Raw genomic sequence first — 425 nt, 5'->3', positions numbered from 1 at the left:
GGTGAATCAAGATAATATTGATATATCTATGCAACAAAAAAACCTTACGTATAAAACGTAAGGTTTTTATATAGCCCCACATATGCCGTTCTCTCTAGATGTCCATAAACCTGCTCTCACAGGTGGATGCTCTCACAAATGTTTGTAACTTCCTTCTTAAAAAGATGGCATGTTAGCTACATTTAAATATTGAACTTCCATATTAAACTTATTGGTTTAAGACATGCATAAGCTACGTACACCGTAGGAATTTTATATAAGGTTAGTTGAAATAAGACCCCCGCACGTGCCGCTCCTCGTAAATGTCCAAAAACCCGCTACTCGCAGGTGGATGCCCTCACAGTTACCGTACATCTTCCTCCACAAGGAAGGCTTGATGATGGTCGCTAAATATTGAGCTTCCGTATAACTAACATCGGTTTTAG

General features: G+C 39.1%; 2 other RNA genes. Both read right to left on the bottom strand.

The features are described 5' to 3' along the window. Positions 1–69: 69 nt before the first annotated feature. A non-coding RNA gene (gene ssrS / locus MR167_RS31845) (6S RNA) lies at positions 70–253 on the bottom strand. 20 nt (positions 254–273) lie between these two features. Beyond that, positions 274–425: non-coding RNA, 6S RNA (ssrS, locus tag MR167_RS31840), on the bottom strand; the annotation flags it as partial.

Origin of the sequence: Bacillus cereus group sp. BfR-BA-01355, from assembly GCF_022663675.1 — a bacterium.
GTDB lineage: Bacteria > Bacillota > Bacilli > Bacillales > Bacillaceae_G > Bacillus_A > Bacillus_A thuringiensis_S.
The sequence above is the reverse complement of the archived record's forward strand: the minus strand, read 5'-3'. Positions and strand labels throughout refer to the sequence as shown.